Source organism: Thalassomonas sp. M1454 (genome assembly GCF_007097525.1).
In the GTDB taxonomy this organism is placed as follows: domain Bacteria; phylum Pseudomonadota; class Gammaproteobacteria; order Enterobacterales; family Alteromonadaceae; genus Thalassotalea_A.
On the sequence record NZ_VKDD01000001.1, the window covers coordinates 122,204 to 148,131 of the forward strand.

Sequence of the window (25,928 nt, forward strand, 5' to 3'; positions counted from 1 at the left end):
GTGAAAATAGTTATTGCACCAGACTCATTCAAGGAAAGTTTAACTGCGCTAGAAGTCGCTAATGCAATTGAATTAGGATTTAAGCAAGTATTTCCTAGTGCCACTTACGTTAAGTTGCCTATGGCCGATGGCGGAGAAGGTACTGTACAAGCTATGGTTGATGCCACCAAAGGCACAATTATCGAACTTGAAGTTAGCGCACCATTACATAATAAAGTTACTGGCTTTTATGGCGTGCTTGGTGATGGTGTAACCGCAGTAATTGAAATGGCCGCCGCTTCCGGTTTACATCTAGTCGAACGTTCTAAAAGAGACCCTCTACTGACCTGTAGTTTTGGCACAGGTGAGTTAATTAATCACGCCATTAATAGTGGCATAAAGCATATTATTATTGGCTTAGGCGGTAGTGCAACTAATGATGGTGGCAGCGGCATGCTAAGAGCATTAGGCGTAAAACTATTAGATACTAATCAAGCTGATATTCCTGTTGGCGGTGGCGGCTTAAGTCAGCTCAATAATATAGATTTAAGCAACTTTAACCCGCTGCTATCACAAGTTAAATTCTCTATCGCTTGTGATGTTGATAATCCATTATGTGGTAAATATGGCGCGTCTCAGATATTTGGACCTCAAAAAGGCGCAACTGAGCAAACCATAAAAACTCTAGATGATAACCTTAATATTTTTGGGCAAAAACTAGAGCAAGCATCAGGTAAAAGCATTATTAATATTCCCGGCTCTGGCGCTGCAGGGGGGATGGGCGCAGCCCTATTAGCTTGTTTAAATTCAACCTTAACCCCGGGAATTGAGATAGTTACCTCAGCATTAAATTTATCATCTCATGTTAAAGATGCCGATTTAGTCATTACTGGCGAAGGTCGAATTGATAGCCAAACTGTATTTGGTAAAACGCCTGTTGGCGTTGCTAAAATAGCGAAACAAAACCAATGTAAAGTGATTGCATTGGCAGGCAGCCTTGCTGATGATTATAGCGTTGTTCATGACCATGGTATCGACGCGGCATTCTCTGTTATTCCGAGAATAATGGATATTGATGAAGCGTTAATTAGTGGTCATGAAAACTTAGTTACCAGTGCTCGAAATATTGCCAGTTTGCTAACTTTTGCAGAGAAAAACTAGATAAACAAAATAATCCGTTCTATTGTGTATTTTTACTCTAAACATTTGAATCTATTTTTATGAGCAAAATTCTCGCATTTTCAGGAAGTAGTCGTAAAGGTTCCTTTAACCAACAATTAGTTAGTATTGCCGCCCGTGGAGCTCAAGCTTTGGGTAGTGAAATTACCATTATTAATTTAGCTGATTATCCAATGCCTATTTTTTGTCAAGACCATGAAACTGAGCATGGCATGCCTGAATTTGCTAGTAAGTTTAAACAACTACTATTAGAACACGATGGCTTACTCATTGCCTCTCCTGAGTACAATAGCTCCTACAGTGCTCTACTAAAAAACACTCTTGATTGGGCATCTCGTGCCACCACCCCAGATGAAGTTCCTTTAAGCGCATTTAAAGATAAATTTGCAACCATTATGTCAGCTTCTCCGGGAGGGTTAGGCGGTATTAGAGGTTTAGTTAACCTAAGAATGCTATTAGCTAATATGGGCGTAACAGTAATGCCTGAGCAAGTAGCGATAGGCCGAGCATTCTCAGCTTTCTCGCAAGGTAAGTTAGTCGATGAATTTAAACATCATGAAGTACGTGAGCTTGGAGCAAGCTTACATTTACTGTTAGAAAGATTAAAGTAAGCACTTTCTATTTATGCCAGGCTCATTAAATAACTACTCATTTCAATGACTAAAATAAATCACCACTGCCTCATAAAAAAAGCCCCTTAAGCGAACCTAAGGGGCTAAAAGTAGGTTGGGGAACCTAAAATAGTTAGATCTTTATTGGTAATTATTCATACCAATTCCATTAATTATTGGACTTGGTATTAGCTTGTTTGTTTTTCTTATTCGCCATTTTTTCTTGACGTTTAGCGCGATGTTGCTGTTTTAACTGCGCATACTTTTGTTTTTGCTCTTCGGTTAATACTTGGTAGGTTGCGTGTTTAGCTTTCGCCATAATCAACGCAGCTTGATTCATCTTTTCCGACTTTTTACTCTGTAGATCAAGAAATGCTTGTTCATCAAACGTAGGCGCTGTAAATAAGCTTTCAAGCTCTTCTTTAGAGCCTTCTTCGCGCTCACCTTTTAAGGCTTTGATTTGCTCTTTACTCGCAGCTTTTATCGCTTTAATCTGCGCGCTTTGCTCTTCGCTTAAATCTAACTTCGAGATGAACATGCGCATTTCATCATGATGTCGATTTTTTGTCGGTGGTTTAGCAAATGCTGTATTTATCATAAAACAGCTTATTAAAGACCATAAGATTAAGCTAAATTTGTTTTTAAGTTTGATGCTTTTCATAAAATTTTTTCCCAATCAATTAATTCGTCTTTAAGCATAGACAATTACAATGTAAAGATGTGCAAGCAAAGGGTAAAGATTGAGTAAATTTACTGACTATAAATAACAAAGTCGCTATTATAAATCCTATATAGATAACAATACTGAAGAGTAAATATGACTGCTGCCAAACTATTACTTATTGATGATGACCAAGAGTTAAGTGAGTTATTATCTGAATTTTTAACGAGTGAAGGCTTCTCATTAACTTGTTGTTTTGATGGCATAACTGGCTTAGAGCAAGCAAAAACGACAGATTATGACTTAATTTTACTCGATGTAATGATGCCGGGCTTAAATGGCTTTGATGTACTTAAAGCGCTTGGCGGTAAACATCTAACTCCAATTTTGATGTTAACGGCTAAAGGTGATGAATCAGACCGCGTACTTGGACTGGAGTTGGGTGCTGATGATTACTTAGCTAAACCTTATAATCCAAAGGAGTTATTAGCTCGTATCAAAGCAATACTAAGGCGAGTAGATATCTTAACTAACAAAACAAAATCGCAGCCAATACAAATTAATGGCATTGAATTATCTCCTGCATCTAGAGAAGTCACTTGCCTTACAAAGCCAGTATTACTTACCGGCACCGAGTTTGAGATGCTACATTTACTTATGGAAAATCTGGACACAATAGTAAGTAAAGAAATGCTTTCTGAGCAAGTCCTGAATCGTCCTTTAATGGCTTTTGATAGAAGTATAGATATGCATATATCTAACATTCGACGTAAGTTTCAACAATTTAGCTCTGAAGAAAAAATCAAAACTATCCGTGGCGTAGGCTATGTATTTATGAGCGGCGATAAATAATGTTTTTAAATCGCTTAAAAGCAACTTTTTCATCGTTAAAAGTAAAAATATTTTTAGGTTTTTGGATCATTGCCATTATTACTATGTCCATAACTCAGTGGGTTACAGAACAATATAATGAAAACGAAAAAATAATTGAAATAACCAAAGCAGACCAATTACACCTACAATTAACCGCTAAAAAATTAGTTCGTAATTTTTCCAAAGAAAAATTAAGACCCATCGACGGAGTATTAATTCGCAGTAGAAATATTCCGCGAGGGATTTGGTTAAAAGACCCTAAAACTAATCGATTACATTCCAATACAGCACAGCTTCCATTTCGCATTCCACGTACAATTAAAGAGTTAGAGTTTTCGCATGCCGTTGACATTACGATCCCTGGATATAATTTAATAGGCCCGCAAGAAGTTGTTATTCGAGATAAAACTTATCACTTGTTTATTGGCAAAATTATTCAGCGCAAAGATATCCCGCAATTTCTACAACAAATGCCTGATGGACTGAGAGTTTTTATGGTTCTGGTGATCACAGGTATGCTTTGTTGGGTATTGTCATGGTATCTAATTCGACCTTTGAAGAAATTAACATCCGCTACCAAGCTTATTGGTAAAGGCGAGTTAGCAACTCGATTACCTGAGTTTGAAAATCGTTTTGATGAAGTTGGTCAATTAGGGCAAGCGCTTAATGGTATGGCCGATAAGTTAGAGCACTCTATTGCAGCTCAGCAAAGGCTTTTAGGAGATATATCCCATGAATTACGCTCTCCTTTAACTCGTATGCAATTATCTTTATCTATGATTGAAAAAGTTCAACATAACAACCCTACTCTAGATAAATATATAGTTCGGGTCGCTACGGAAACTAGCCGCTTAGATAATATGATAAGTCAGGCATTACAGCTTTCACGATTAGAAAGTCAATTACAACAAATGCACAACAGTACATTTAATTTAAGTAGCTTACTTGAAAGTTTAATTGATGATGCACAATTTGTTGGCAACGAAAAAAGTATTAGCATTAAGGCTGATATTATTGAAAATATTAAATTTTTTGGTGATCACCAATTACTTAGCAGTGCAATAGAGAACATTCTTAATAATGCCCTAAGATACAGTATTAACGATTCGCAAATCAGCGTTTCTTTAAAGCTTAAAAACCATAAAATTAGAATTATAATTTGTGACCAAGGACCTGGAGTTGATGTTAAATACATCAAAGATATTTTTAAGCCATTCTTTAGAACCTCAGAAGCAAGAGACCGGATTAGTGGTGGTACAGGGTTAGGCTTAGCTATTGCGAGTAGAGCGATTCATTGTCATCAAGGTCATATTTATGCAAAGTTAGCAACAACTAGTAATGAAAATCCAGGTTTATGTGTAATAATGACACTACCACAAGCGACAGATACACCGTCTAGCTAATAAATACCTTTGGAAGTTTGTTTACGTAATGGTTAGCTCTTATACATTTACCCAAGAATCACAATTAACGGCTAAATTTCAACAAGAAATTGCTGACTTTTGGCTAACAGGTGAGTTCTCCACATTTACCAGCTTTGACGGGCTCAATATCGCGTTTGCTTTATTTTATTCGCCAAACAACCAGCGCCATATGGTTATTTCTCCTGGTCGTTCAGAAGGCTACTTAAAATATAAAGAAACCGCCTATGACCTGTTTGCGCAAGGTTATAATGTCGCCATAATAGACCATCGCGGCCAAGGTTTGTCGGAGCGTATGCTCGCTGATCCACACAAAGGCTTTGTAAGTGACTTTAATGACTATGTGCTCGACTTACAGCACTTTGTACAAAATGTTGTTAAGCCAAAGTTTAATGGCCCACTCTGTCTTATGGCACATTCAATGGGCTGTGCTATTTCAATCAGGCATCTACAACAATTTCCATATACCTTTAACGCTGCCGTACTTTTATCGCCGATGATTGCTGTTAACGGTGGCGCTATCCCTAGCTGGGTGGGTAAACCTTTAACTAGCATTAGCTATTACATAGATAGCTTAATATCAAAACAGCCAAGTTATTTTTACAGTTATGGTCCATATCAAGTTAAAGCTTTTGCTGATAACAAATTAACCAGTTGCGAAACTCGCTATAATATTTTTCAACAAGAGTACCAACTTACTCCCCAATTACAGCTTGGAGGTATAACCTTTGCTTGGTTGCAGCAGGCGATTAAGACAGAAGCCAAATTGTTTAAAGATTTAGATAAAATAACTACGCCAGTCTATGTCATTCAAGCAGAGCTAGACACAATAGTAAGAAATGACAAACAAACAAAATTTTGTAAAAAATTACATCAATTGCATCCACAGTCTTGCCCTAACGGCAAACCTTTAATCATAGATAACGCTTTGCATGAATTGCTATTCGAAGTGGATACGATAAGAAACCAAGCATTAAGCGCTGCCTTAGATTGGTTTGATCTACACGAGAAAGTTAACTGATTTGTTTAGTTAATTCTTTCGCTACTACTGACTGCGGGTCTTGGTGGATAAACACCTCGGTATCGTTAAATATTTTAAGTAACTCTTGTTCCACTTCATCTGATATCTGATGGGCTTGCAGTAAACTTAAATTATCATCTAACTCTAAATGAAATTGAATAAAGCGCATTTTTCCTGCTTGTCGAGTGCGTAGTTCATGAAAACCATGCGCTTTCGGGTGTGAGTTAATTACAGCTTTTATACTTGCTAAATCTTGTTCATCTAGCTCACGATCCATCAAGTCATGAATACTGTGATAAATTATTTTAACCGCACCACTAAGTAAGAATAAGCCGACGAACACAGTAAAAACACCATCGGCTTGTGGCCAATTATATTGGTTTAAAACTAGAGCTAAAATAACGCCGGCATTAAGCAATAAATCAGACTGGTAATGCAAAGAGTCGGCACCTATGGCTACCGAGTTAGTTTTACTAATAACGTATTTTTGTACGCTAATTAAGGCAATGGTTAGCACGATAGCCAGTACACTAATAGCAATAGCAGTTGAGCTATGACTTACTACCTGCGGTGATATAACTCTATCAACGCCATGGAACATTAATAAAATAGCTGAGCCAAGTACAAATGATGACTGCATAAGTGCGGCTAGATTTTCTGCTTTACCATGACCAAAGCGATGCTCTTTATCTGCCGGACTTAACGAAAATCGGATAATAATAAAGCTACAAAGAGAAGCAAATACATCAAGAATTGAATCTGTGGTCGAAGCCAGCATTGCCGACGAGCTAGAAATCCACCAAGCATAAAGTTTGCTTACAACTAAAATAGCCGCCACTAAAATAGCCATTTTACTCGCTAACTTAACTAAATTTTCATAACTTTGGTTCGACATAAATTGCACTATTGATGAGATTAATAAAATTATACTTTAAGCTAAAGTTGAGAGCATTGTATACTAGATATTATTTTATATGTAATTGCAGACGAAAATGTTAGATATCGTACTTTTTGAACCAGAAATCCCACCAAATACAGGCAACATAATTCGTTTATGTGCCAATAGCGGCTTTCGCTTACACTTAATTGAACCACTTGGTTTTGACATAGACGATAAACGTCTGCGCCGTGCTGGCCTAGATTACCATGAATTTGCCAATTTAAAATTACATAAAAGCTATGAAGACTTTATTAAAAATGAGCAGCCGCAACGAGTATATGCCTCAACGACCAAAGCTACTCGCTTTCATGGCGAGGTAGAGTTTAGCGAAGGCGATTACATTATTTTTGGCGCAGAAACTCGTGGCTTACCTGATTCAGTAAGAGATCAAATTCCAGATCAGGATAAAATTCGCATTCCAATGACCGAAGGCTCTCGCAGCATGAACCTATCAAATTCCGTTGCTGTTATTGTTTATGAAGCATGGCGTCAGCTTGGTTTTAAGGGTGCAGTATAAAACCAAAACAGATTTTATGTTCCCGACAAAATCAGCGCTACCGAAACTAAACCATCCATGGCGTTTCGGCATACCCCACATCGTGAGGGGCACAGATTTTACGTTCCAGACAAAATCTAAGTACCTACATCCGTGTAGGCAAAAAAAAACCGCTCAATTGAGCGGTTTTTTATCATAAATTAGTTAAGCTTACTCGCTTGTCTTATTGCGTCCAAGTAGCTGTAATGCAGCTTCTTTTGCCGACTTACCTTGATATAAAACTTGATAAACTTGCTCTACGATAGGCATTTCAACATTGTTACGCTCGGCTAACATGTAGACTTCTTTAGCATTTCTATAGCCTTCAACCACCTGACCAATATTTTCAATCGCGGTATCAACTGTTTCCCCAGCCCCTAAAGCGAGGCCAAAGCGTCGATTACGGGATTGATTATCGGTACACGTTAGGACTAAATCACCTAAACCAGCCATACCCATAAAGGTTTTTGGATCAGCACCTACTGCAGCACCTAAACGACTCATTTCGGCTAAGCCACGAGTAATTAAAGCTGTTCTAGCATTCGCACCAAAACCTATGCCATCGGCAATTCCGGCGCCAATTGCAATAACGTTCTTAACGGCACCACCAAGCTGTACTCCGATGAAATCATCGTTAAGGTACACTCTAAATGTTTTTTCACAGTGTAAAAGTTCAGATAGAGTATGAGCAAAATCAGCATCAGTAGACGCTAAAGAAATAGCCGTTGGCATACCTGCAGCCATTTCTTTAGCAAAGGTAGGCCCTGAAAGAACTGCTAAACTCGTGTCAGCACCTAAAATATCAGTGGCAACTTCTTGCAGTAAACGCCCTTCAAGTGGGTCTAAACCTTTTGTAGCCCAGGCAATTTTGTGCTCTTTAGTTAAAAATGGCTTTATTAGCTCTAACATTTTAACAAAAGCGTGGCTTGGTACGACTACAAGTAAATTTTTACTCGCTTTTACCGCTGTTTCTAAATCAGCTATTAGCTCTAAAGAATCAGGAAAAGTAAAACCAGGCAAATACTTATCATTACTTCGTGATGCTGCCATGGCTGCAACATGCTCATTTGAGCGCCCCCAAAGTAAGGTTTTATGCTTATTTCTAGCTAAGCAGAATGCTAGAGCAGTACCATAAGATCCTGCTCCAATCACACTGATATCAGCTTGCATCGACATTAAGCGTCTGCAGTTTGTTGTGCTGCTTTTGCTTGTTCTGCACGTTGTTGAACGTAAGAAGCAAATAACGCATCAAAGTTTACAGGAGCTAAGTTTAATTGTGGGAATGTACCACGAGATACTAAGCTACTTACCACTTCACGTGCGTATGGGAAAAGAGTGTTAGGACAGAATGAACCTAATGTATGAGCCATTTGTGCTTCAGGCATGTTACCAATAGTAAAGATACCGGCTTGTTGAACTTCACATAAGAAAGCAACTTCTTCGCCTAAGTTAGCAGTTACAGTTAATGATAAAACAACTTCAAAAGTACCCTCTGCTAATTTATTAGATTTAGTATCTAAATCTAATTTAATTTCTGGCTGCCATTCTTTTTGAAAAATAGCTGGACCTGCTGGCGACTCAAAAGATACATCTTTAGTGTAAACTCTTTGAATTGCGAATTGTGGTTGTGCTGGAGCTGATTGGTCAGCACCGTTTGTTGCTTGGTTTTCTTCAGACATTATCTGTACTTCCTAAAATTTAATTAATTACATTGTAGTCTGGGCTACAAATTATTTACTCGGCTAATAACGTATCTAGTTCTTGTTTATATTCAAGAGCCATTAAATCATCACAGCCACCTATCACTTGATCATTAATAAAGATCTGTGGAACTGTCATGCCGCCTTTACTGCGTTCTATCATTTCAACTCGTTTTTCCGGCTGTTTATCAATACTAATTTCAGTATATGAAACTTGCTTTTGATCTAACAAAGCCTTTGCTCTTATACAGTAAGGGCAATAATCACGAGTATAAATTGTTACGTTAGCCATTTTTTCGCCTTAATAAGTAATATTACTTGGTAACAGGTAAATTAGCTGATTGCCAACCTGAGAAGCCACCTTTCAATGAACTTACTTGGCTAAATCCTGCTTTTAATAACTTTCTTGCTACAGGTAAAGCAGTCATTCCTGCTGTACATACTACAATAATGGGTTTGTCTTTTGCTTTTTCAAGGCCTTGTAACTGGTTATTGTTAATTTTTTCTACAGCAAGGTGCTTAGAACCTAAGATATGGCCCTTTTTGAAATCCGCTTCGCTACGAATATCAATTACTTGTGCATCTTCGCGGTTAACTAACAAAGTTAACTCTTGAGTATTAATTTCTTTAACTGGCGACAATTTACTTTTGATAGTAATAAATACCAGCATACTTGCAATTGCTAACCAAGCCATTGATAACATCGCGTTATTCTCAGCAAAAGTAATTAGTTGTTCCATCATTATGTTCTTCTCTATTTGATTTGGTCATAACCAAAAATATGGCTATTGGTAAAAATTTAAGAGCAATAGTATACCTTTTGCGCCGATAGCAAGTCTATTTAAAAAAAATTAGCCAACAAAAGCAGACAAACCTAGCCCTGAAGCATTATATTTGGCAGAATCAAGGAACTTACGTTTAAAATCAACAGATACATTATCAGGGCAGAACAATGAGCAATAAAAAATCTATGGTGTTATTAATTCTCGATGGCTGGGGTTATCGTAAAAACAGCGAATCGAATGCCATTTTTCATGCTAACACTCCAGTAATGGATAAACTTATGCAAGAACGACCAAACATGCTTATTGAGACTTCTGGTATGGCGGTTGGTTTACCTGATGGTCAAATGGGTAACTCAGAAGTTGGCCATGTTAACCTTGGCGCTGGACGCATCGTTTATCAGGATTTCACCCGTATTACCAAAGCGATTGAAACTGGCGATTTTAAACAAAACGATACTCTTATATCTGCTATCGATGGCGCTGTTAGCCAAGATAAAGCTGTACATGTATTTGGCTTGCTTTCTCCTGGTGGCGTACACAGCCACGAAGATCACATCTTAGCCTTACTCGATATGGCGGCAGAGCGCGGCGCAACTAAAGTGTATTTGCACGCCTTTTTAGACGGACGCGATACACCACCAAGAAGCGCAGCTGATCCACTAACGAAAGCAGAACAAAAATTTGCTGAACTAGGTAATGGACAAATCGCCTCTATTATTGGCCGCTATTATGCAATGGACAGAGATCAGCGTTGGGATAGAGTTGAAGCTGCTTATAACGTTATGGTTTGTGGTGAAGGTTTACACACAGCTAATACGGCATCAGAGGCATTAGCAGCCGCTTACGCACGCGATGAAAACGATGAATTTGTTGGTGCAACCGCAATTTTAGATGCCAATGGCAATGCCATAGAAGTTAATGACGGCGATTCAATGATTTTTATGAATTTCAGAGCCGATAGAGCACGCCAATTTAGCCGCTGTTTTACCGAACCTGACTTTTCTGGTTTTAGCAGAAAGAAACAACCTAAATTGCACGAGTTTGTGATGTTAACTCAGTACGCTGCCGATATTGATGCGCCAGCCGCTTACCCTCCTGTTGAATTAAACAATGTTTTAGGCGAATGGTTAGAAAAGCATAACAAAACGCAACTGCGTATTTCTGAAACGGAAAAATATGCCCATGTCACATTTTTCTTTAGTGGCGGCCGAGAAGATACATTTAAAGGAGAAGAGCGTATATTAATCCCTTCTCCGCAAGTTGCTACTTATGACTTACAACCTGAAATGAATTCAGTATTACTTACCGATAAATTAGTTGCAGCTATTGAAAGTGGCGAGCATGACTTAATTATTTGTAATTACCCGAACGGTGACATGGTAGGCCACACAGGTAAATTTGATGCTGCAGTTAAAGCCTGCGAAGCAGTTGATACTGCTATTGGTCGTGTGGTCTCTGCCCTAGAAAAGACTGGCGGAGAGTGTTTAATTACCGCCGATCACGGTAATGCTGAAATGATGGTTAATGCTACCAGCGGCCAGGCTCATACAGCTCATACTTGTGAACCTGTACCTCTTATCTATGTTGGCCGTAATGCAACACCAAGTAATACCGGAGCATTAAGCGATATAGCGCCTACTTTGTTAGAGCTTATGGCAATGGAGCAGCCTAGCGAAATGACGGGCAGCTCTTTAATGAAGGTTACAGATTAATTTTATCTTGATTATTGTCTCCAAAAAACACTCTAATTTAGCAAAGATATGCCTCAAACGAGGCATATCGATTGTGCTTATCTGCCACTTAGCTTTATTGAGTCAGCAAAGCTTTGCTCAGAGTAGTTCGCAAAAGAGTGATTTGAATGCAGTTAAAAATAAAATTGAACAACAAAAAAAATCAATCAAATTAACCAGTAAACAGCAAAAAGAAATTGAGAAAAAACTAAAGCAAGATGATTTAGCCATAGCTTCAACAGCAAAAAAAATGAATGAGCTAAAACAGAACAAGCAAGTTGTAACAGATAAAATAAGCACTCTTAATAAGCAGCAAAAAGAGTTACTAGTAAAGAAACAACAGCAAGAAGATGTTTTAGCTGAACAAATTCGGAGCGCCTACTCTGCCGGTCATCACGACTATTTAAAATTATTACTAAATCAGCAAGGGCCAAGTGACGTCGATAGAACGTTAACCTATTATCAGTACTTAAATGATGCCCGTATTCAGAGCATAGATAACTTTAAAGAAGTAATTACGCAATTAAAATCGGTAGAACAGCAACAGCAGCAGCAAGCTGAAGAATTAGAAGCTTTAGTGAATAAACAACTTGCTCAGAAGCAAGCTTTAGAAACACAGCGTAGTGAGCGTAAACAGACCCTCAAAACCTTAAATTCACAAATATTGTCAAGTAAACAGCGTTTGAATAAATTAGAGGGTGAAGAAAAGTCGCTTATTCAAGCGTTAGCTAGAATACAAGCACAGCTACAAAAAGAGCAAGAGTTAAAAGGCCTGAGTAAATTAAAGAATAAATTACGCTGGCCAGCAAAAGGTACACTAACCCATAGATTTGGCACTAAAAAGCAAGGCTACTTGCGCTGGAAAGGTGTGTATTTAAGCTCTCGATTGGGCCGAGATGTTACCGCTATCCATAATGGCACAGTTCTCTTTGCCGATTGGCTTAAAGGCTATGGTTTAGTTGTGGTCTTAGACCATGGTGAAGGCTATATGAGCTTATATGGTCATAATCAAGCCTTACTTAAGAACGTTGGCGATAGAGTAGAAATAGGCGAGCCTATTGCGCTTGTTGGTCAAAGTGGTGGGCAAAGCCAAACCGGTTTGTATTTCGAAATTCGCCATAAAGGTAAACCGGTCAACCCTAAACTTTGGTGTAAGTAGCTAAACTCTAGCTACTTGCTCCACCTACTACTAAATTAGTTTTAACTGAAGACTTAACCACTATAACTGTGCCAGCAAACCAATCTTGCGTGGCTTGTTTACGCTTATTAAATAACATCACAATAAATTCGCTCGCTAACCAATAAGAAAATAACTGCGCACAAATTACAGCCTCATCAGCAGCCAAGCTAGAAAGATAAGCTTCTCGAGCAAAAAAGCTAAGCTCACTAAAATAATTAAAATCAATCTGATAAATTGCAGATAGCGCGATAAATGCTCCGCACATTGCAAAGACTAAATCGACCACACCCCGCTTAAAAGCGACTTTTTTATCAATTCGCTGCATCTGTATGTTAAGAACTTGGATCCCCATAATGTGTTTGCCAAGAGTCGCGCCAAAACGAGCATGAAAATAATAGCTATAAAACCAATAAGCAAAGTGGCTAAATAACAAAGCCAATATCGCCACAGAAATATCAATAAAAGCTAAGCTACTAATCACTAACATAGGAATTAAAATTAATAAGCCATCGATGGCATTGGCAAATAAACGCTGCATCATGTTTGCGTAAACAACATTGTTCATATTTCATCCTAATAATGATTAATAATAAACATACTCTACTGCTACAACTAAATGTAATCAAGCTGTAATCGATTTATTATCTTCTGTAACCCTTGCTGTTAAAGGGTTTGTTAGAAACTATTTAAATAAATGTTATAGTTAATCGATTTTATCTTTAATTATTGTTATTCTGATAATCATAAATATGAATGCTAACTTTGATTATTAGCATTTAAATCAATAATTAATAAAAATAAGAATTTTCCTGTGCGTATTTTTTTCTCTCTTGTTATTTTTGTTTCAACTCAAGCTTTTGCATTTAATGTAGACAAAGTCGCCATTGTAATCGATGATATTGGTTGGCGTGCTACAGATAAAACAGCGCTAAATTTACCCAAGCAAGTTACCTTCTCAGTGTTACCACACACTCCTTTTGGACGAAGCCTTGCTGAGCAAAGCAATAAACAAAACCGAGAAGTTTTATTGCATGTACCTATGGAGTCTATTAATAACCGAACACTAGGTCCTGGGGCGCTTACCTCAAATATGGCAGAGGAAAGCGTACATCAAGTTTTAGCGGCTTCTATTGCTGATATTCCCCATGTAATAGGCATTAACAATCATATGGGTAGCAAATTAACGCAGATGTCTGAGCCTATGTCATGGACGATGAATTTTTTAAAAGACAATGATTTGTTTTTTTTAGATTCTAAAACGAGTCAATATTCACAAGCTGAATATATAGCTCAGCAAGTAGGGATCCCAAGCTTGCATCGCCATATATTTTTAGATAATAAAATTGATGAACAATATATAGAAAAGCAATTTGAAAAACTTGTTCGTTCAAGTAAAAAATATGGCAATGTGATTGCTATAGCACACCCTCATCCAGAAACCATTAAGGTTTTACAAAAGATGATCCCTGTATTAGCTAGCAATAATATTGAACTGGTAGCTATTTCTCAGTTACTGCCAACCGATCACCCAGTCAGATTAGCCCAACAAGCGAAATCATTACCACAAAGTTCTGATGGTGAAAGCCTATTAGAGTAAGCAAATAGCTTACTGCTTGCTAATAACGACCTCAATTCCATTTGTTTGTAGAAGTTGATGTAAATATTTAACCGGGATTGCGTAAGTAATGCCACTGGGGTTACTTAATGCCGCTTCTTTACTTTGCTGGATAAAAGTTTTATTTATCACGGCAATGACCTCCCCTGAATCAGCTGAGTAAACGGGACTACCACTGTTGCCAGGGTAAGCAATCGCATCTAATTGATAGACAAGATATGGATCCTTGAGAGTTTTAATCATTTCTGCAGTTAACTGATTTGTACTACCCGCAGGCACTATTACCGGCGTTATGCTCGATATAAACCCTTGATGAGTTACAGGATATAGCCCCAACACGGCTCCAATAGGAAAGCCGGTAAAGGCAATTTTACTCCCTTCAGGAATAAATGGCTCTGGAGCTAATTTTAATGCAGGTAGTGAAAATTCTAGAAGTTCTAATACGGCTAGATCATAGGTTTGAGACTCTGCAACAAGTTTAACTTTATGCACCCGACTTAACTTACCGGTACCTGAAAAAACAACCTGAGTCTGATTATTCTGTAATTTATCTTTAGGGGGTAGTACATGATAGTTAGTAACGATGTATTTGCCATTGCCTATAACAAATCCTGTGCCATAAAGTTTATTCTGAGGGTGTTCATTAGCAGTAAAAATACCAACTCCGACAATAGCAGGCTTAATCTTTGCAATTGTTTCAACAATAGGCTCGGCAGCTAAAACCTTACTACTCAAAAAGCAAAATAGGGCAATAATGCTAACTGCTCGGCGCATCTAAAATTACCCTTTTGAAGAAGCGATAAGATTAATCAATTCTTGTTTTTCAGAACTATTTTCTAAATTGTCTAATACTGCTTGTGCTTGGCTGAGTTTACTCAAATGGATCAAGGCCTCAGCATAGTGCAAAGAAACAGATACTTCGTTAGGTAGCTTTTCTAAAACCTTTACAAGAATAGATTCAGCCTCTTCATAGTTGCCCAATTTCATTTGTGCCACAGCCAGAGTATCTAGCACTTGTGGCTGGTCTGGGGCTAATGCAACGGCTTTCTGCGCACTTTCTAATCCCAATTGGTAATCATTAACCAAAAGAGCTGACCAAGCTAGATTATTTAACACGACATAGTTATTCGGGTTATCCTTGGCCAGTTTTTGATAATAAGCTAACGATTGCTCAGGGTTATTATCAACATTCAGCTCAGCTCGTAAATTTTCTAACGACGGTGTTATGCCGAATTCATTAATACTTTTTTCAACAATTGTCAGTGCTTCAACCCTATTTCCAGACTTTTGCAAGACTTGCGCAAATAACAAACTATTATTGTAATCAGGATTTAAGGAATACAACTGTCTTGCATATTTCAATGATGCATCTAACTCGCCAACTTGCCCATGATATTTGGTTTTTAATGCTAAGTATTTTGATGGGTTAACTTTTGTTTCATCTATCTTATCTAGTGTTAGTTTTGCTTGGGCAAAGGATTTAGTTTTCAATAGATAATGTACTTCATATAAACGCAGCTCAGCTCTGGCCGGAAAGATAGTTTGCGACTTCTTCACTTGCGTAAAAGCTTGTTGAAAATTTCCTTGCGCTTCATATACTGAGAGTAAGCCGACGTGTGCTGAAAATAAATTAGGGGCAATAGTAGTTAATTGTTTAAAAATACGTTCAGATAATTCAAATTGACTGTTTGCTAAGGCAAGCGTGCCATATAAGGTTAAATAAGTTTGGTTTTGATATTGCGAAGACTCTAGTTTCGCTAATAATTCCATTGCTTGTTCAGCTTTACCATTTTTGACTAAAATTTTAGCCTTACTTAGCTGTAATGATACTTGCTCAGGATTGTTAATAATTAATGAATCAATAACCTTAATAGCTTGTAACTCATCATCTAACTTATCACTAATATTAACTACCAAGCGCAGGCCCCCCTCATGTGTAGGGTTCAACTCTAATAGTTGTTTTAAATAATTAAACGCTGATTGATATTGTTTATTATTTACATCTAAAGCCGCTAAATTATATAAGCCCCCCAAACTATCAGGTACTTGTTGCAATGCCATTTTGAATGACTTTTTAGCCTCAACAGTATTTCCCTGCTTTCTCCACACTAAACCTTGGGCTAGGTAGCCACCATCTTTTTTAGGAAATTCATTAATCCAAACATTGGCTACTTTCATCGCCTCTGCATATTTAGCATTGCGTAAATAATTATAAAGTAGAGCCAGGCGAGCGTTATCGTAGTCAGGATCTAATGAAATAGCTTGCTCTAAGTCTTTGATACCGCCGGCATCATTCACTGAAAGTTTAAACACGCCTCGTTTGCTTAGTAAACGACTGTCAGTACTTTCAATACTGTCCATACGCTTAATATATTCTTGAGCTTTTTCTCTATCACCAGTACGAATAAGGGCGACACTTGCATTTGCAAGTAATGAGAATTCATCTTCAGTTAAATCTTCAATTGCATCTATTACGGCAATAGCTTCTTCGGTATAACCTAAGCGTAGCTTCACTGTGGTTAGTATTTGATGGGCAAAATGACTTGGCGGCAAGCGAGATTCAATTAATGCTAAATGATGAAAAGCCATTTCATCGTTACCTGATTGATAAAACCCTAACCCCGCAATTAAGTTAGACTTAAATAGGCCAGGTTGATTAGTTAAAGCAATACCAGCATATTCTGCAGCTTCTTTATACTGGCCTTGGCGTAAGCTAATTTCAGCTTTAAGTTCATTGGCAAACCATGCATTAGGAAACATTGATAATAAGAAATCAGTTTGTTTTTCAGCATCAACTATTCTATTAACCTGCAATAAGGTAGAAATATAAGTTAACCGCACAAGATAATTATATTGGAAATTTTCAATGTAATTTTCAAGTAGATCAATTGCCATATCATGCTGATTATTCACTATATACAAGTTAGCTAATAATAACTGCGCGTCTTTAAACTCGGAGTCTTCAGCCATTAGTGTTTTCGCCATAGCAATGGCTTGCTCAACTTGATCGTTATTACCAGCAACCCACACTTTCGCTAACTTATAATAAAAATTATCGACTAAATCACTTTGTAAGCTTTCTGCTAATAACGCTTGCCCTTGTTGTGGCATACCAAGGTAGCTAAGGCCGATGCCAGAAATTGCATTGACTTCTATTTGGGTTGCTTTTGCAAGACTTACTTGTTGTTTGTTTTGATCCACTAAACCATTACTATCGCCCACAAACAGATCGCAGCGAACTAGCAATGGCTGAATTAAGTTCAAATCAAAGCCTAATTCCAATGCTCTATTTAATTCTTTCTTAGCGCCGTTAATCTCACCATTTAATAAATAGCTCTTACCTAATAAATAACGACTTTCTGTATCATCTGGCTTGTTTTGCAAGGCATTCTTAAGAGAGATTATTGCTGTTTTATAATCATTATCAGCCATGCTTTGTTTTGCATCTAATTGATGTTCTTCTAATGATTTTGATACGTCACAGGCAGACAAAGTAAGCAGGCTAGAGAAAATAATAGCAGGATAGATCAGTGAAACTCTCATTATAACTCCCTTGATAATGATCGAGCGCTCTATTGGATTGCGCATTTATTGTTCAAATAATCTACTAAGTATAGAAGAATAATTAAAAAGTACAGGCCGATGAATAAATAAATTAATTTGATATAACACGCTAATTTAAAAATCATTTTTACCAATTTCAATAAATGCATCTACACTATAATTGGTCATAAAAAAAACATATAAAAGCCGGGTAAAATGCGCAGAATCTACTTTAGGTATCACTTAATTTGCAAATAATAAGTTTAACATCTAAACATTATTCATTATGGGATGAGTACGTTAAAAAACATAATCAGGCATCCCCATACCACCTGCTTGCCTACAAAAACACCTTAGAGACAACTTATAAATTAACTTGTCCTTATTTACTTGCTATTGAAAACGATAGTGTTGTTGGCGTACTACCTATAGCAATTTTTAAAACTATATTTGGCAAAAAAAGTTACTGCTCACTCCCTTATTGTGATATCGGTGGAGCGTTAACTAACTCCCGCAAAATAACAAACAAGCTACTATCTTCAGCCGAAAAGCAAATGGCTGAGCAAAATATTAAGCAATGGCAGTTACGTGACAGTGCAAGCTTACCATTGAAACCTGAAGCAGAAATTATCGAGGGAAGTAAAGTTAGAATGATTCTAGCTTTGCCAGATAGTCGCGATGAACTTTGGAGTGGATTTAAAGCAAAGGTTCGTAGTCAGGTCAGAAAGGCAGAAAAAAATAAGTTAACTTGTGAAGTTAATCAAGATTCCAGTTTAAGCGAGTTTTATGATGTCTACTGTAAAAATATGAGGGCGCTTGGCTCACCCGTACATACATTTACTTGGTTTGAAGGTATCAACAATCATTACCAAAAAAATGTCCACATTGTGATTGTGAAACTAAATGAACAAGCTATTGCAGGAGGTATGATAATTAATTCAAAACAAGTTTGTAGCGTACCTTGGGCGTCAAGTTTACGAGAGTTCAACCATACCAATGCTAATATGCTGTTATATTTTAATATGCTTAATATTGCCATAGAGCAAGGCTGTAACTATTTCGATTTTGGCCGTTCTAGCTTTGGCCAAAACACTTTTAAGTTTAAAAAACAATGGGGGGCTCAAGCACTACCTTTAGCTTGGCAAACAAGGCCTTATAGCAATATATCTAACCCTGCAGCCACACTCTCTACTTATCGAAATATAATCGCCAAGCTTTGGTCATTCTTACCTTTGGCTGCTACTAATTACATTGGCAGCAAAGTAAGGCGATATATTAGCTTGTAGAAATAAATACAGATTTTATCTTGCGAGCAAATTGTTCAATAATTAACAGTACAGAATTTTTGTAATAACAGCGCATACTTTGTGAGTATTTTTGATTCGACAGTGAGCGTTTATATTGGTAATCGCCTAACAAGAAGTCATATGATGTCATACCTATGCTTTGATAATATTTTATAGCCCAACTATGAAGTACATTACCTATATTTATATTGGGCAGAGCATCCGTATCAATAGCACTTAAATAAAAATATACCTTATTACCTTCAACAAAATTTAATAAATAGCCGATATCTTTATTATCTATTTGTAACTTGATTAATTGCGCACTTATTTGCTTGTTACTTTTAATAAGCGCCCTGATAAATTGATAAAAGTGCTCATTGCTAAAACCACTTGGCGGGTTATGATTTTGCCAGCGTTTTATATGCCAATTAGCAATAGTGGGTAATGCTTTTATAATTTCATCTGAATTAGTTATATGGGCAAAATTTACTTTTCCGAATAGCTCTAGCTCACGTTGATTCTTACTTAGTTTTTGACGTGTGTTTTTAGATAAGCTTTGTTCAAAACATTGCTCTTGTATTTGAGCAAAGTTAACTCGATAACCAACTAACTCGATAATCCTGCGTTTATTAACAGCTGATAAACTACTAGCTTCTAATTCATCCTCAGCCGCCATGCCAATGCTCAGTTCATGCCAATGTTGTGAATTAGCAAGAGCCGTGAGTAATGCTTCTTTAGCAGGCTTATTGATAGCTAAAATATCATTATACTCAATCCAACACTGATCAACTTTTTGCACGCCCGCTTTGTTAAGGTGCCATTGCTTCACCGTAAAAAATTTAAATATCTTGCGACTAGATTGGCCAATTAATGCGATGGCAACAAGCTGATTGTTTTCTTTGGCCTCAACAATAAAAAGTTCACCATCAAAACTCAGCAACCAACTTGAAATCCAATCCCAGGATAAAAAAAAGTTACACTCCACTTTTGTCGATATTGTTAGCCAATTCTCGCCGAGCGTTTGATGGAGTTGCTTTTGATACGGTGTAAAGGTAACAGTGATTGCCATTTTATTGTTTTTTGTTCACTTGATTAGTTTGCTAAAAAATTGACTTTTAAGGATTTTAATCCTAATTAAATACAAAGACCCAATAACAATAAATAGTAGTTCATTTCTTACTGATGTTCGAAGTTCCATTAAATATTAATGAAAAAGACGCCTTTGACCGTAGCAATAGTTTTGTAAAACTATCATTTCCGATCGCCCTAAATAAAGTGCAATCTGAAGCTGAATTAGTATTAATTAATGAGCAAAACAAAGTGGTTGAAGCTCATTTTTCAAGCTTAGTAAAATGGCAAAACAACTCTCTAAAATGGGTTGAGGTAAGTTTCTTTATTGATCTAGACGCTAACAAATCTATAGCATTAAAAGTTGTCAAAAGCAGTGAGTACAGCGGTATCATTACCGATACACTTGCAACAGGTAAACTTGAATTATTTGATGAATTGGACCATTACACTGTAAAAGTTAATGAGTCGAATTACTGTTTGTCAAAACACCATTTGGGATTATTACAACAGAGCCAAAATGACAAAAACGACTATAAACAAGCAATTGATTCATTCGAGTTAGCAGATGAAAACAACAAGCTTTTTTCGCCGTCGATAAACTCAGTAAAGGTGACCAAACATACTTCTTTAGAGTTGGTCATTAATTATCAAGGCATATGGAAAAATAAGCATAAAGCATCGGCCATTGAATTTAATTTCAGCTTTAGTTTTTATAAAAATAGTAGCCGTGTAAAACACAATTTTAGCATTCATAACCCTTTACCTATGTTGCATCATAAAGGGAAATGGGACTTAGGCAATGAGAATTCATTTTTATTTAATTCGCTTGTTTGTAAAGCAAATACTGTGCATAAAAGCACTGTTGAATATAAGTTAGACGGCAATAAGCCTTGGCAAAACTGCGCGACAAATTCACTTTCTATATTTCAAGCAAGCAGTGGCGGAAAAAATTGGCAGAGTAAAAATCACATCGACTCTAAAGGCAAATTAGCTTTAGAATTTTCAGGCTATAAAGTCAGTGATGGCGATAAATCATCGATTCATCAAGGACGATCATCGCCAATAATTAAATGTTCAAATGCCAAGCAAAGTGCGGCCTATGCTATTGATGATTTTTGGCAAAACTTTCCAACATCTATCGCTTGCAATCAACATAATATAGAGTTTGGTTTATTCCCAAAAGATCATTCTTATGGCTATGAACTACAACCAGGAGAAAAGAAAAGCTACACCTTTCAGGTTGATTTTAACTGCCAAGAAAATAACCGAGAATTTTATCTAAAACCTTTGCTATGCAATATTGATACTCAATATTTAACGAGTACCAATGCCATTCCTTACCTCATTACATCAGAGCATCAGTCAAGCCTGCACAAACTTATTAATTCAGGGATTGATTCAGATAATGACTTCTTTGTTAAGCGCGAAAAAATTGATGAATTTGGTTGGAGAAATTTTGGCGATATTTTTGCTGATCACGAAACTTTAGAAACTAATTACGCTACAGAATTAATTTCCCATTACAACAATCAGTATGATCCTTTATATGGGTTTATTTATCAGTTTTTAAAAACCAAAGATCAGCGCTGGTGGACATTGGCACAAGATCTTGCACAGCACATTAAAGATATTGATATTTACCATACCGAAAAAGACAAAGCACATTACAACAACGGGTTATTTTGGCATACCGATCACTATTTATCTGCCGAAACAGCTACCCATAGAACCTATTCAGCCTTACAAAAAAGTAATGCCTATCAAGACCATGCCGGCGGCGGCGGTCCGGGTACTAATCACTGTTACACCACAGGTTTAATGCTACATTATTTATTAACAGGTGATCAAAGCTCTAAAGATGCGGTATTACAATTAAGTCAATGGATCACTAATGTATTTGAAGGCACAGGTACATTTGGGGAAATGTTAGTCGCTTTAAAAAATAACAACCGAGCAGACTTAAAAAACACTCTTAAGCAACAGTATCCACTAGATCGAGGTACAGGAAACTATGTTTCAACTCTTATTGATAGTTTTGAGTTAACTAGCAAGCAAAGTTATTTAGATAAAGCAGGGTTAGTGATTAAACAAACCATTAGCCACTTTGATGATATTAATAAGCGCGATTTACTTAATGTTGAAGAGTCTTGGTTTTATACTATTTTTCTGCAATCTGTATACAAATACCTGTTAATTAAAGAAAGTATCACTCAGTTTGACCATTGCTTTTATTTGATAAAAAAATCTTTCATGCATTACTGTCATTGGATGTTAGATAATGAATATCCTTATTTAGATAAACCTGAAATTCTTGAGTACCCTAATCACACATGGACAGCACAAGATATAAGAAAAGCCAACATCCTTTATATGGCATTTTACTTTGCAGAGGATAAAACAAGCGCACAAGCCTATAAAGCTAAAGCAGACTTTTTCTATCAATATGTAGTGCATACTTTAGAGCATGAACCTTCAAGAACTGTAACTAGAATATTAGCCATTTTAATGCAAAATGATGGCATCAAAGAGTTTGTAAAAAGCAATAAATGTAAAGCGCCAAAGTATAATCTTATGGTTCAACAAACGATAAAACCATCACAAACTAAACAGTTTTTACTCAACGTTTTAACTGCCTTTGAACAAACTTCAATTAAAAAAGAATTTTTTTGGCTACGCACCCTATCGACTAAATTGAACTGTTTTTTAATTAAGGCAGGACTTTAATATGGCGGTACAAGTATCTTTTATTATTCCCCACAAAGGTCGGGAAGAAATGTTAGTACAAACTTTAGATTCCATTTTTGCACAAGACTTTATGCAAGAATTTGAAGTGATAGTGGTTAGTCAGAATGAGTTTTTTGCCGCAGAAAAGTTATTCATAGAAAAAACAAATTTAAAGGTGATTCAAGCATCAACAGCTCTCACCATTTCCGCACTACGAAATTACGGGGCCAAATTAGCTAAAGGGGAATATTTTGCATTTTTAGATGCCGATATTGATTTAGCTCCTAATTGGCTAACCAAGCTACTCAACACTTTAACAGCAAACAGCGATATTGCGCTCATTAGTGCAATACAAAAAAATAGCCCTAGCGAGCCAGCACTTGAACAAATACGTACCGCATTGAGTAACGCCGATATTGATACTTTTGTAAGTTTTTTACCTGGCAGAAACTTATTACTTAGCGCAGCAACATTTAAAAAAGTGCATGGTTTTCCTGAACACTTAACCACGTGCGAAGATTACTATTTTACTCATAAAGTAAGTGAGCTAGGAAAACTACTTTATTCCTCAAAAAGCCACTATGTGCATCTAGGAGAAGATAAAGAATTTTTACCTATGTTTAAAAAAGAAATTTGGCGCGGGCAGTCAAATTTAGGCTCAATATCAGGTCGCATACCGCCACTAAGAGAATTACCTAGTTTTATTATCCCTATTCTATTACTCCTACTGTTAGTTATATCCCTATTCGCCATAATCACCCTACAAAGCCAGCTGTTTATATCTTGTATAACACTAATGCTAATACCGGTTGTTATTTACAGCATTAGACTATTTTTTATCGCCCAAAGAAAAATCAACATAGTTAATATTTTAAAGTTTTATCTTTTGTATTTTCCCGCCAGAGCAATAGGAACATTGTTAAGTATAAAGACCTGGATACAAACCTTGGGAGATAAATCTAATGGCTAAGAAAATTAAAGTATTAGAGTTTATTTGCCCTACAGGATTTTATGGCGCTGAGCGCTGGATTTTGGCGCTAGTAAATAATAACAAAGCACAAAACATTAACTATGAACTAGCAGTAACCCTTGAGCAAAATAGCCAAAACTTAGAATTAGTGAAGCAATTTAAAAAATACAGCGAGCATACTCATGAGATCCCCATGAGCAATAAATTTGATCTTAGCGTTATTAACAAATTAGTGCGCTTAATCAAAAACAGAGGTATAGACATTATTCATAGTCATGGCTATAAATCAGATATTCTCGCTGTCATTGTTGCTAAAAAGGCTGGGATTAAAGTAGTTGTAACACCACATGGATTTGAGAATGTTGACGATTTAAAACTAAAAACTTTTATTTGGCTTGGCTGTCATATGATGCGTTTTGCCGATAAGGTAGTGCCTTTATCTAAACAATTAGTTTTAGATGTTAAGCGCTATGGCATAACCAAACCTAAGTTAGAGTATATTCAAAATGGTGTCGATTTAAGCGAAGTTGAACAGCAACGAACTAAAGCTAAAGCGGCAACAAGTAAAGTAAAGAATATCGGCTTTGTTGGTCAAATGATCAGCCGTAAGAATATTCAAGATTTACTCAATATTTTCGATAGCTTATTTCAAACAGACCCAAATATTCGCTTAACTTTACTCGGCGACGGCGAATTAAGAAAAGATTTAGAGCAGTACAGCCAAACATTAAAATCAAAGGATTGTATTGATTTTCTTGGTTTTAGAGATGACCGGCTTGCCCTATTACAGCAATTTGATTTATTTGTGATGACTTCAAGCTTAGAAGGTATTCCTCGCTGCTTAATGGAAGCTATGGCAATGGAAATTCCAGTGGCAGCTTATGATATAAAAGGCATTGACCAGTTAATTACTCATCAACAGACAGGTCTTTTATCAAATTTTGGCGATAAAGCAGATCTACAACTACAATGGCAAAAGCTTTTAAATGATAAAAGCTATGCACAAACCTTAGCCAAAAACGCTAAGGACTTTGTCTACAAACACTACTCAGCGCAACGTATGGCAGCTGAATACCAACAATTATTTGAATCAATGCTAATGGATAAGTGATGACCCGTTTAACAAACAAGGACGATGTAATATTTATTCTCACAGTAGATACTGAAGAGGAATGGGATTGGTCTGATGAATTCCCTAACGATAACTTTTCGGTGAGTAATATATTCGAACTTCCAGCGTTCCAATTATTTTGCCAAGAACTAGGTATTAAGCCCACCTATTTTGTTGATTATGCTGTTGCAAACAATACCGATGCAGCAAATGTATTGGCCAATATAAATCCAGAACTGTGCGAAGTTGGCGCACACCTACATCCATGGGCGAATCCACCATTCTTTGGCGAAACAACAGAAAAGTCTTCTCATGTAGTTAATTTGCCAATAGAGCAAACACAACAAAAATTAGACTTATTAATTAATAAAATTCAGCAAAATATTGGCTCAACACCTCGTTCATTTCGCACTGGACGTTGGGGGATAAATGGAGAGATCCTACAATTACTAGATGACAAGGGCTTTGAAGTAGATTCAAGTATTTACCCCTTGTACAGCAATGAGTTTTTTAGCTGTGAAAGTGCCAATACATCACCATATTGGCCTAATTTTAGTAAGCCGAACCAGCAAGGTTCACAACGAAAACTTTTTGAAATACCGGTTACTTGTGGCTTTAACAGAAATAATTATTCATTCGCGCAAAAATTGCATCGAGCAATGGAAAAACCACCATTTACTTGGATAAAAGCCAATGGCTTGCTATGGCATACTAAGTTACTTCGTAAAATTTATTTAAGCCCTGAACTATGTTCAGCTAAAGATATGATCAAACTAGTTGATTTAAGCCTGAAAAAGAAGCACAAGGTTTTACATATGTACTTACATAGCTCAAGCTTAATTGAAGGTGTTACTGGATTGTCTCAAGATAAAAATGCCAGAGAAAGTATTTGTAATAGAATTCAACAGGTTATTGAACATAGTAAACAAAAAGCCAATATTAAGTTTTGTACTATTTCACAAGCTAAAGAAATACTTAATAAATAAAATA

24 protein-coding genes are annotated in these 25,928 nt (G+C 36.7%); 14 read left to right on the forward strand and 10 right to left on the reverse strand.

The genetic code is table 11. The features are described 5' to 3' along the window. Complete coding sequence (locus FNN08_RS00560) at window positions 1–1,140, forward strand: glycerate kinase (RefSeq protein WP_143582696.1); 1,140 nt, start codon at window positions 1–3, stop codon at window positions 1,138–1,140. 59 nt (window positions 1,141–1,199) lie between these two features. Further along, complete coding sequence (locus tag FNN08_RS00565) at window positions 1,200–1,769, forward strand: NADPH-dependent FMN reductase (RefSeq protein ID WP_143582697.1); 570 nt, start codon at window positions 1,200–1,202, stop codon at window positions 1,767–1,769. Window positions 1,770–1,938: 169 nt separating this feature from the next. Here FNN08_RS00565 and FNN08_RS00570 read toward each other — a convergent pair whose 3' ends face one another. Then, window positions 1,939–2,367 carry a Spy/CpxP family protein refolding chaperone gene (locus FNN08_RS00570; RefSeq protein ID WP_185962529.1) on the reverse strand — a complete coding sequence of 143 codons (429 nt, stop codon included), beginning with the start codon at window positions 2,365–2,367 and terminating at the stop codon, window positions 1,939–1,941. Between the two features lie 219 nt (window positions 2,368–2,586). On the opposite strand from FNN08_RS00570, the gene FNN08_RS00575 reads away from it, so the two are divergent. Genes FNN08_RS00575 through FNN08_RS00585 form a run of 3 tightly spaced genes read left to right on the forward strand, consistent with a single transcriptional unit; the run spans window position 2,587 to window position 5,745 of the window. Beyond that, complete coding sequence (locus tag FNN08_RS00575) at window positions 2,587–3,282, forward strand: response regulator transcription factor (RefSeq protein ID WP_143582699.1); 696 nt, start codon at window positions 2,587–2,589, stop codon at window positions 3,280–3,282. Then, complete coding sequence (locus tag FNN08_RS00580; protein WP_143582700.1) at window positions 3,282–4,706, forward strand: ATP-binding protein; 1,425 nt, start codon at window positions 3,282–3,284, stop codon at window positions 4,704–4,706. Before FNN08_RS00575 ends, FNN08_RS00580 begins: the two co-directional genes overlap by 1 nt. Window positions 4,707–4,734: 28 nt before the next feature. Beyond that, on the forward strand, window positions 4,735–5,745 hold the full coding sequence (locus FNN08_RS00585; RefSeq protein WP_143582701.1) for an alpha/beta fold hydrolase: 1,011 nt from the start codon (window positions 4,735–4,737) through the stop codon (window positions 5,743–5,745). Here FNN08_RS00585 and FNN08_RS00590 read toward each other — a convergent pair. Beyond that, the gene (locus tag FNN08_RS00590; protein ID WP_143582702.1) at window positions 5,738–6,640 is read right to left on the reverse strand and encodes a cation diffusion facilitator family transporter; all 903 of its coding nucleotides are present in this window, start codon (window positions 6,638–6,640) and stop codon (window positions 5,738–5,740) included. The genes FNN08_RS00585 and FNN08_RS00590 overlap by 8 nt on opposite strands. A gap of 97 nt (window positions 6,641–6,737) precedes the next feature. Here FNN08_RS00590 and trmL point away from each other — a divergent pair, with 97 nt between their 5' ends. Beyond that, window positions 6,738–7,202 (forward strand): tRNA (uridine(34)/cytosine(34)/5-carboxymethylaminomethyluridine(34)-2'-O)-methyltransferase TrmL, encoded by a 465-nt coding sequence (gene trmL, locus FNN08_RS00595; protein WP_143582703.1) that lies wholly within the window; start codon window positions 6,738–6,740, stop codon window positions 7,200–7,202. Between the two features lie 189 nt (window positions 7,203–7,391). Here trmL and gpsA read toward each other — a convergent pair whose 3' ends face one another. Genes gpsA through FNN08_RS00615 form a run of 4 tightly spaced genes read right to left on the reverse strand, consistent with a single transcriptional unit; the run spans window position 7,392 to window position 9,660 of the window. Then, entirely contained in the window at window positions 7,392–8,390 is a 999-nt protein-coding gene (gene gpsA, locus FNN08_RS00600) for an NAD(P)H-dependent glycerol-3-phosphate dehydrogenase (protein WP_143582962.1), read from the reverse strand. 5 nt (window positions 8,391–8,395) lie between these two features. After that, window positions 8,396–8,899, reverse strand: coding sequence for a protein-export chaperone SecB (gene secB, locus FNN08_RS00605; protein ID WP_143582704.1), 504 nt, complete (start codon window positions 8,897–8,899; stop codon window positions 8,396–8,398). 55 nt (window positions 8,900–8,954) lie between these two features. Beyond that, window positions 8,955–9,212 (reverse strand): glutaredoxin 3, encoded by a 258-nt coding sequence (grxC, locus tag FNN08_RS00610; protein WP_143582705.1) that lies wholly within the window; start codon window positions 9,210–9,212, stop codon window positions 8,955–8,957. A gap of 22 nt (window positions 9,213–9,234) precedes the next feature. Then, on the reverse strand, window positions 9,235–9,660 hold the full coding sequence (locus FNN08_RS00615) for a rhodanese-like domain-containing protein (RefSeq protein WP_143582963.1): 426 nt from the start codon (window positions 9,658–9,660) through the stop codon (window positions 9,235–9,237). 212 nt (window positions 9,661–9,872) lie between these two features. On the opposite strand from FNN08_RS00615, the gene gpmI reads away from it, so the two are divergent. Then, window positions 9,873–11,417 (forward strand): 2,3-bisphosphoglycerate-independent phosphoglycerate mutase, encoded by a 1,545-nt coding sequence (gpmI, locus tag FNN08_RS00620; RefSeq protein WP_143582706.1) that lies wholly within the window; start codon window positions 9,873–9,875, stop codon window positions 11,415–11,417. A 73-nt stretch (window positions 11,418–11,490) separates the two neighbouring features. Continuing rightward, window positions 11,491–12,594 carry a murein hydrolase activator EnvC family protein gene (locus FNN08_RS00625; protein ID WP_143582707.1) on the forward strand — a complete coding sequence of 368 codons (1,104 nt, stop codon included), beginning with the start codon at window positions 11,491–11,493 and terminating at the stop codon, window positions 12,592–12,594. A 7-nt stretch (window positions 12,595–12,601) separates the two neighbouring features. Here FNN08_RS00625 and FNN08_RS00630 read toward each other — a convergent pair whose 3' ends face one another. Beyond that, window positions 12,602–13,180: an RDD family protein gene (locus FNN08_RS00630; protein ID WP_143582709.1), complete on the reverse strand. Its 579-nt coding sequence runs from the start codon at window positions 13,178–13,180 to the stop codon at window positions 12,602–12,604. 246 nt (window positions 13,181–13,426) lie between these two features. Between FNN08_RS00630 and FNN08_RS00635 the strand changes: the two genes are divergently transcribed. Continuing rightward, on the forward strand, window positions 13,427–14,212 hold the full coding sequence (locus FNN08_RS00635; RefSeq protein ID WP_260679241.1) for a divergent polysaccharide deacetylase family protein: 786 nt from the start codon (window positions 13,427–13,429) through the stop codon (window positions 14,210–14,212). Between the two features lie 9 nt (window positions 14,213–14,221). On the opposite strand, the gene FNN08_RS00640 is transcribed toward FNN08_RS00635, so the two are convergent. Together FNN08_RS00640 and prsT are read right to left on the reverse strand one after the other, a co-directional pair. Then, the gene (locus FNN08_RS00640; RefSeq protein WP_143582711.1) at window positions 14,222–15,004 is read right to left on the reverse strand and encodes a serine protease; all 783 of its coding nucleotides are present in this window, start codon (window positions 15,002–15,004) and stop codon (window positions 14,222–14,224) included. A gap of 6 nt (window positions 15,005–15,010) precedes the next feature. Further along, window positions 15,011–17,773 (reverse strand): XrtA/PEP-CTERM system TPR-repeat protein PrsT, encoded by a 2,763-nt coding sequence (gene prsT, locus FNN08_RS00645; protein ID WP_185962530.1) that lies wholly within the window; start codon window positions 17,771–17,773, stop codon window positions 15,011–15,013. Between the two features lie 248 nt (window positions 17,774–18,021). Here prsT and FNN08_RS00650 point away from each other — a divergent pair, with 248 nt between their 5' ends. Beyond that, window positions 18,022–19,059 (forward strand): GNAT family N-acetyltransferase, encoded by a 1,038-nt coding sequence (locus FNN08_RS00650; RefSeq protein ID WP_143582713.1) that lies wholly within the window; start codon window positions 18,022–18,024, stop codon window positions 19,057–19,059. Here the strand turns inward: FNN08_RS00650 and FNN08_RS00655 are convergent. Then, a complete protein-coding gene (locus FNN08_RS00655) occupies window positions 19,049–20,131 on the reverse strand; it encodes a GNAT family N-acetyltransferase (protein ID WP_143582714.1) in 1,083 nt (360 codons plus the stop codon). The two genes, FNN08_RS00650 and FNN08_RS00655, sit on opposite strands and share 11 nt — an antisense overlap. 113 nt (window positions 20,132–20,244) lie before the next feature. Between FNN08_RS00655 and FNN08_RS00660 the strand changes: the two genes are divergently transcribed. Genes FNN08_RS00660 through FNN08_RS00675 form a run of 4 tightly spaced genes read left to right on the forward strand, consistent with a single transcriptional unit; the run spans window position 20,245 to window position 25,924 of the window. Next, a complete protein-coding gene (locus FNN08_RS00660) occupies window positions 20,245–22,857 on the forward strand; it encodes a hypothetical protein (RefSeq protein ID WP_143582715.1) in 2,613 nt (870 codons plus the stop codon). 1 nt (window position 22,858) lies between these two features. Next, window positions 22,859–23,827: a glycosyltransferase gene (locus FNN08_RS00665; protein ID WP_143582716.1), complete on the forward strand. Its 969-nt coding sequence runs from the start codon at window positions 22,859–22,861 to the stop codon at window positions 23,825–23,827. After that, window positions 23,820–24,938 (forward strand): glycosyltransferase, encoded by a 1,119-nt coding sequence (locus FNN08_RS00670; RefSeq protein ID WP_143582717.1) that lies wholly within the window; start codon window positions 23,820–23,822, stop codon window positions 24,936–24,938. The genes FNN08_RS00665 and FNN08_RS00670 overlap by 8 nt, the downstream gene beginning before the upstream one ends. Further along, on the forward strand, window positions 24,938–25,924 hold the full coding sequence (locus FNN08_RS00675; RefSeq protein WP_143582718.1) for a polysaccharide deacetylase family protein: 987 nt from the start codon (window positions 24,938–24,940) through the stop codon (window positions 25,922–25,924). The genes FNN08_RS00670 and FNN08_RS00675 overlap by 1 nt, the downstream gene beginning before the upstream one ends. Window positions 25,925–25,928: the final 4 nt, after the last annotated feature.

What these genes read in the sequence shown, in the direction of transcription:
- gpmI (WP_143582706.1), top strand. Translation starts at nt 9,873, where the DNA reads ATGAGCAATAAAAAATCTATGGTGTTATTAATTCTCGATGGCTGGGGT.
- prsT (WP_185962530.1), bottom strand. Translation starts at nt 17,773, where the DNA reads ATGAGAGTTTCACTGATCTATCCTGCTATTATTTTCTCTAGCCTGCTT.
- grxC (WP_143582705.1), bottom strand. Translation starts at nt 9,212, where the DNA reads ATGGCTAACGTAACAATTTATACTCGTGATTATTGCCCTTACTGTATA.
- FNN08_RS00660 (WP_143582715.1), top strand. Translation starts at nt 20,245, where the DNA reads ATGTTCGAAGTTCCATTAAATATTAATGAAAAAGACGCCTTTGACCGT.
- FNN08_RS00640 (WP_143582711.1), bottom strand. Translation starts at nt 15,004, where the DNA reads ATGCGCCGAGCAGTTAGCATTATTGCCCTATTTTGCTTTTTGAGTAGT.
- FNN08_RS00675 (WP_143582718.1), top strand. Translation starts at nt 24,938, where the DNA reads ATGACCCGTTTAACAAACAAGGACGATGTAATATTTATTCTCACAGTA.
- FNN08_RS00570 (WP_185962529.1), bottom strand. Translation starts at nt 2,367, where the DNA reads ATGATAAATACAGCATTTGCTAAACCACCGACAAAAAATCGACATCAT.
- gpsA (WP_143582962.1), bottom strand. Translation starts at nt 8,390, where the DNA reads ATGCAAGCTGATATCAGTGTGATTGGAGCAGGATCTTATGGTACTGCT.
- trmL (WP_143582703.1), top strand. Translation starts at nt 6,738, where the DNA reads ATGTTAGATATCGTACTTTTTGAACCAGAAATCCCACCAAATACAGGC.
- FNN08_RS00565 (WP_143582697.1), top strand. Translation starts at nt 1,200, where the DNA reads ATGAGCAAAATTCTCGCATTTTCAGGAAGTAGTCGTAAAGGTTCCTTT.
- FNN08_RS00590 (WP_143582702.1), bottom strand. Translation starts at nt 6,640, where the DNA reads ATGTCGAACCAAAGTTATGAAAATTTAGTTAAGTTAGCGAGTAAAATG.
- FNN08_RS00580 (WP_143582700.1), top strand. Translation starts at nt 3,282, where the DNA reads ATGTTTTTAAATCGCTTAAAAGCAACTTTTTCATCGTTAAAAGTAAAA.
- FNN08_RS00630 (WP_143582709.1), bottom strand. Translation starts at nt 13,180, where the DNA reads ATGAACAATGTTGTTTACGCAAACATGATGCAGCGTTTATTTGCCAAT.
- FNN08_RS00670 (WP_143582717.1), top strand. Translation starts at nt 23,820, where the DNA reads ATGGCTAAGAAAATTAAAGTATTAGAGTTTATTTGCCCTACAGGATTT.
- FNN08_RS00575 (WP_143582699.1), top strand. Translation starts at nt 2,587, where the DNA reads ATGACTGCTGCCAAACTATTACTTATTGATGATGACCAAGAGTTAAGT.
- FNN08_RS00585 (WP_143582701.1), top strand. Translation starts at nt 4,735, where the DNA reads ATGGTTAGCTCTTATACATTTACCCAAGAATCACAATTAACGGCTAAA.
- FNN08_RS00615 (WP_143582963.1), bottom strand. Translation starts at nt 9,660, where the DNA reads ATGGAACAACTAATTACTTTTGCTGAGAATAACGCGATGTTATCAATG.
- secB (WP_143582704.1), bottom strand. Translation starts at nt 8,899, where the DNA reads ATGTCTGAAGAAAACCAAGCAACAAACGGTGCTGACCAATCAGCTCCA.
- FNN08_RS00665 (WP_143582716.1), top strand. Translation starts at nt 22,859, where the DNA reads ATGGCGGTACAAGTATCTTTTATTATTCCCCACAAAGGTCGGGAAGAA.
- FNN08_RS00655 (WP_143582714.1), bottom strand. Translation starts at nt 20,131, where the DNA reads ATGGCAATCACTGTTACCTTTACACCGTATCAAAAGCAACTCCATCAA.